This window comes from uncultured Thiocystis sp. (assembly GCF_903866365.1).
Classification (GTDB): domain Bacteria; phylum Pseudomonadota; class Gammaproteobacteria; order Chromatiales; family Chromatiaceae; genus Chromatium.
The window spans coordinates 1-5,204 of the sequence record NZ_CAIPNF010000141.1 but is presented as its reverse complement, the minus strand read 5'-3'; the positions used below and the strand labels follow the sequence as shown (position 1 = coordinate 5,204).

Sequence of the window (5,204 nt, the reverse complement as noted above, 5' to 3'; positions counted from 1 at the left end):
GAGCCGTGGACTCGTCTTCCGCCGACTCATGGAGCAGGCGGTCGTTACCGAGCCCGTCACTGAAGCCGCAGTGACGCATGGCTATAAGTGGTGACCACAACATATAGGGCGTGGAGGCACTAACCGACCACCCCCCTTCGTACAAATAGCCGCCTTCTTGCGCGCCTGTTCGCTTCATTTATCAGTCTCTAAGCGATTGTCGGATGCACCATCGGAGTCCCGGATTTCCAGCGCATGCGCGGCCTGTAACCGCTCCAGCAGCTTGGTCAACCGTCCGCCACCCGTCTGCTTGACCGCCATCGCCAACGCCCGCGGCTGAGCGATCAGCACCACCAGGCGCTTACCCCGTGTCACGGCAGTGTAAAGCAGGTTACGTTGCAAGAGGGTGTAATGCTGGAGCGCCAACGGGATCACCACGGCGGGATATTCCGACCCCTGGGCTTTATGGATGCTGATCGCATAGGCCAGCGCCAATTCGTCGAGTTCGCCGGTCTCGTAGACCACGGCGCGACCCTCGAAGTCGACGGTCAACAGCCCCTCTTCGACATCGATCGTCTGAATCTGCCCGATATCGCCGTTGAACACCTCCTTGTCGTAGTCGTTGACGCGCTGGATCACCTTATCGCCCGGCGCATAGGTCGAACCGAACCGCTCGATGCGGGGTTGGGCATTGGGATTGAGCACCGCTTGCAGGGCGACATTGAGCGCCCGCGCCCCCAGCCCGCCGCGATTCATCGGGGTGAGGATCTGGATGTCACGCACCGGATCCAGCCCGAACCGCTGCGGAATGCGTTCGGTGACCACCCGAATCAGCCGCGCATGGATGGCCTCCGGGGTGTCGGCGCGGATCAGGTAAAAATCGCTGTCGGGTCGCTCCGCGTCGGGGGCTTCGGGCATCTTGCCGGCATTGATGCGATGGGCGTTGACCACGATGCGCGACGCCGCCGCCTGCCGGAAAATCTCGGTGAGACGCGCGGTCGGGATCTGGCCCGAATCGATCAGGTCGGCGAGGACCATGCCGGGGCCGACCGAGGGCAGTTGGTCGACATCCCCCACCAGCAGCACGCCCGCCCGCGTCGGCACCGCCCGCAGCAGTTTGTTCATCAGTGCCACATCGACCATCGACACCTCATCGCACACCAGCAGATCCAGCTCCAGCGGCTGCTCGGCGTTGCGCTTGAAGTCCATCGTTTGCGGGTCGAACTCCAGCAGCCGGTGAATCGTCTTCGCTTCCTGGCCGGTGGACTCCGACAGGCGCTTGGCGGCGCGTCCGGTCGGCGCGCAGAGCAACACCTCAACGCCCTTGGCGCGCAGAATGCGCAGCAGGCTATTGACCACCGTGGTCTTCCCGACCCCTGGCCCCCCGGTGATGACCGCCACCTTGGCGCTGACCACGGCGGCGATGGCCGCGCGCTGGGAGTCCGAGAGGGCGAGCCCGGTTTGCGTCTCGACCCAGGGCAAGGCTTTCTCGGCGTCGATGCTCCCCCATGGCAAGGGACCGGCACGCAGGCGTTCGAGATGGCGGGCAATGCCCAGCTCGGCGCGTTGCAGGGGCGCGAGAAACAGCGCGGGGCGCTCGCCGATTGGCTCGGCGATCAGGTTTTCCTCGGCCAGCTCGGCGGCGATGGCCTCGGCGATGATCGGGGGCGGGATCTCCAGCAGGGCCACGGCTTTTTCCGCCAGGGCGTCCTGCCAAGCGGCGCAATGCCCGTCGCCCGCGATCTCCTGGAGCACATGCCGCACGCCCGCTTGCGCACGCATCAGCGAATCACGGGGGATGCCGAGTCGTTCCGCGATGGTATCCGCCGTTTTGAAGCCGATGCCGTGGATGTCCAGGGCCAGCCGGTAAGGATTCTCGCGCACCTTCTCCACGGCTTCATCCCCATAGGTCTTGTAGATCCGCACGGCGCGCGCGGTGCCGACCCCATGCGATTGCAGAAAGACCATGATCGCCCGGATCACCTTCTGCTCGGCCCAGGCCGAGGTAACGCGCTGCTGTCGCTTGGGGCCGATGCCGGCGAGTTCCAGCAGGCGGGTCGGTTGCTGCTCGATGATGTCAAAGACCGCCTCGCCAAAGGCGTTCACCAGCTTTTTCGCAAAGTGCGGCCCGATGCCCTTGACCATTCCCGAGCCCAGATATTTTTCGATGCCGTCCAGGGTGCGCGGGAGAATGACGCGCAACTCCAGCGACTTGAACTGGAGTCCATGCTGACGGTCGTTGATCCAGACGCCCTCGGCTTCGAGATATTCGCCCGGCGCGATGCTGGCCGCCGAGCCAATAACCGTGATCAGGTCGCGCTCGCCACGGACCTTGACCCGCAGCACGCAAAAACCGCTCTCGGGGCTGTGGAAGGTGACGCGCTCGATGGCGCCAGAGAGGCGTTCGGTGGGCGTTGGGAAGGTCGTGGATGACATCGGCTGATCATACGCGCTTCGCGTGCCCGACCAACGGAGAGGGAAAAGGACCGCAGATCGAGCGGCCTCTCAGCGATCCCATACCTCCCTCCGATTTCGTGGCGATCCGTCGGTGGAACCTTCATTGACAGTCGAGTTTGCGCATTCGATTCTAATGGCTGATTTCGTCACGGAACGAATACCCGCATGCGTCCTCAATACCCGCTTGCCCGTCTATCGCCGGCGAAGGATGAACTCCTGATCATCGCCATCACCCGTGAATCGGTCATGGAAAACGATGTTCGGCCCATGCTCGGCAGGCTCTTGCCTCTCTCGGCCAGCCATGAGGCGGCGTTGCAATGGGAAGGCAAGTTGACCTTCTATTTCGAGGGCTGGGACGACGATCCACGCGAAACCGCCGAGATCCCGGAGATCCGGGCCTATTTTCTGAACCTGACGACAGAATGGCCCTACTGGTTGCATTTCTGCGAGAAAGTCGGGGACACGATCCTGCATGTCCTCCGCCTCCTATGCCACGGACACTCGGTGCCAACCCAGGGCGGCATGGTGGGCTGGCGATTCGCGGATCTGGCTGAAGTCACCCACGAAATCCTGCGGCTCTTCGGCCACATGAACGGATTGTACGAACGGCTCGACCTGTCCGAGACGATGAACGAACGCATCTCCCAAGAGATTGCTCAGTTGATCGGAAACACGCTGCATTGACCCAGGCGCCAGACCCAGAGGGTTGTGAACGACCCGACGGAACAGGCGCGTGGTCAATGAGCAATCCACGACGAACCGCTGTAGAGGGATAACCGCGATGGGCACACTGAAAATCCTTCCCTACCTCGATGGCGCTGAACGGGCGGCACACTGCCACCGGGCCTTGCAGATTCCCCGCGAGCAGGCGGCGCAGCTCGGCCAGTCGGCCGTGGAAATGGCCGAATCCGGGGTCTACCGCACCACCGATGGACAGCCGGTGAGCTGGAAAGACGCCGTGGAGAACGCCTGTGCCCGCACGCTGAGTCTGCCGCCCGATGCCGAATTGCCCGTCTCGACGATCCCTGCGTTTCCGGAGACCCGCCTTCAGGTCGCCAATGAAACGACACTGGAGGCGGCACGCCGACTGACCGAGGGCGGCGCTCGCATGCTGGCGTTGAATTTCGCCAATGGGATTCAGCCGGGCGGCGGCTTTCTCAACGGTGCCCGCGCCCAGGAGGAGGTGTTATGCCGTACCAGCGCGCTCTACCTGACGTTACGCGGAGATCCGATGTATGAGGCGCACCGGCGGCGTGCGCTGCCGGATGCCAGCGACTGGGCGATTCTCTCGCCCGAGGTGCCGGTCTTTCGCCGCGACGATGGCACGCCGCTCGATCAGCCCTGGCGGTTGAGCGTGCTGACCTGCGCGGCTCCCTATGCCCCGACGGTCGGTCAGCCCCGCGCGGGCGATCTGCTGCAAGCGCGCATCCAGCGCGTCCTGGCGATTGCCCATGCTTACGACTATCCAGCACTCGTGCTGGGTGCCTGGGGATGCGGCGCCTTCGAGAACGATCCCGAGCGCACGGCGCGCGATTTCCGGGAGGCACTGGCTGAAACGTTTGCCGGGGCCTTTGCCGAAGTGGTGTTCGCCATCGCCGACTGGTCGCCCAAGCGGCGCTTTCTCGCGCCCTTTCGGGAGGCGTTCGCGACCGACGGCAGCGATTCACCCGGCCTATCGGATGCTCCTTGAGCTTCACTCCAGCACGTCATTAGTGGACGGCAACCGCTCCAACGCGACAGGGACAGGCTCACCTCCATCCCAGCGTCAGCGCGCCCAGCACCAGATACCGCGCACTCTTGGCCAGCGTCACCAGCACCAGAAAGCGCCAAAAGGGCTCGTGCAGCAACCCGGCGATCAGGGTCAGCGGATCGCCAATGACCGGCACCCAGCTCAGCAGCAAGGACCAGTACCCGGCGCGCCGATAGAACGCCTGGGCCTTTGTCAGCGCCTGAACGCTGACCGGAAACCAGGTCTGGTGACGGACCTGTTCGAGGGACCGCCCGAGCCGCCAGTTCACCAGCGAACCCAGGACATTGCCGACACTCGCCACCGTCAGCAGCACCCAGACCGGTTGGGCGTCCGCAAGCAGAAGCCCGACCAGCAGGGCTTCCGATTGCAACGGCAGCAGCGAGCCCGCGCCAAGCGCGGCCAGGAACAGGATCAGGCCACCGGAGAGATCCCCCGTCAAGGAACGACGCGCCGCATTCAGACCAGCCCGGTCGATAAAAACGCCACTGGACCGTCGGTCAGGATCCTGGCATCGCCGCCGCACCGGCCAGTTCCAGGGTCGCCTGATCGCCTAACACCGCCTGGATTTCGACCAGGGTCGGTGGGCGCGTGGAAGCCGGCTCGTCGTGTCGCCCAAGACAGGTCAGGCGCATCAGGTTGGGATCCTGGCGGTTATCGAGCCAGAAGTGATAGCCGAACCGGACCATCGGCGCCCCCCCGCTGTCGCCATGGCCTGCCAACTGGAACCGGACCTGGCCGTCCGTGCCGGGAGGCCGATCCACGCTGGACACCAGGGCCACATAATCCTGAACGCGCGTGATCCCGTACCGCCCGGGCTGGACGGTCTGGCGCTTGTCGGGGTCGAGGCGCCTGACCTCGATCATGCAACTCGCGTCGATGGCCGACGAGCGGCCCGAGGTGAAGAAGGCGCGGGTGCGTCCGGGCGGGATCTGGATCGGCTGGTTCAACCGCAGCGCGCTCCCTGGCGGGATTACCACCCACTCGCCCGGCACGGACTCGCGGACGAGGGTTTGACAGG

5 protein-coding genes are annotated in these 5,204 nt (G+C 64.6%); 2 read left to right on the top strand and 3 right to left on the bottom strand.

The features are described 5' to 3' along the window. Window positions 1-174 precede the first annotated feature (174 nt). The gene (locus QZY07_RS08210) at window positions 175-2,415 is read right to left on the bottom strand and encodes an ATP-dependent RecD-like DNA helicase (RefSeq protein ID WP_295401468.1); all 2,241 of its coding nucleotides are present in this window, start codon (window positions 2,413-2,415) and stop codon (window positions 175-177) included. Window positions 2,416-2,601: 186 nt separating this feature from the next. On the opposite strand from QZY07_RS08210, the gene QZY07_RS08205 reads away from it, so the two are divergent. Beyond that, window positions 2,602-3,120 (top strand): chlororespiratory reduction 6 domain-containing protein, encoded by a 519-nt coding sequence (locus QZY07_RS08205; RefSeq protein WP_295401466.1) that lies wholly within the window; start codon window positions 2,602-2,604, stop codon window positions 3,118-3,120. A 97-nt stretch (window positions 3,121-3,217) separates the two neighbouring features. Next, window positions 3,218-4,126, top strand: a complete 909-nt coding sequence (locus QZY07_RS08200; protein ID WP_295401464.1) for a TIGR02452 family protein — start codon at window positions 3,218-3,220, stop codon at window positions 4,124-4,126. Window positions 4,127-4,184: 58 nt separating this feature from the next. On the opposite strand, the gene QZY07_RS08195 is transcribed toward QZY07_RS08200, so the two are convergent. Beyond that, window positions 4,185-4,625 (bottom strand): YqaA family protein, encoded by a 441-nt coding sequence (locus tag QZY07_RS08195; protein ID WP_295401463.1) that lies wholly within the window; start codon window positions 4,623-4,625, stop codon window positions 4,185-4,187. Between the two features lie 58 nt (window positions 4,626-4,683). Further along, the coding region (locus QZY07_RS08190) for a hypothetical protein (protein WP_295401461.1) at window positions 4,684-5,204 on the bottom strand (521 nt) is incomplete at its 5' end.

Coding starts and splice junctions, on each gene's coding strand:
- QZY07_RS08210 (WP_295401468.1), bottom strand. CDS start 2,415: ATGTCATCCACGACCTTCCCAACGCCCACCGAACGCCTCTCTGGCGCC.
- QZY07_RS08205 (WP_295401466.1), top strand. CDS start 2,602: ATGCGTCCTCAATACCCGCTTGCCCGTCTATCGCCGGCGAAGGATGAA.
- QZY07_RS08200 (WP_295401464.1), top strand. CDS start 3,218: ATGGGCACACTGAAAATCCTTCCCTACCTCGATGGCGCTGAACGGGCG.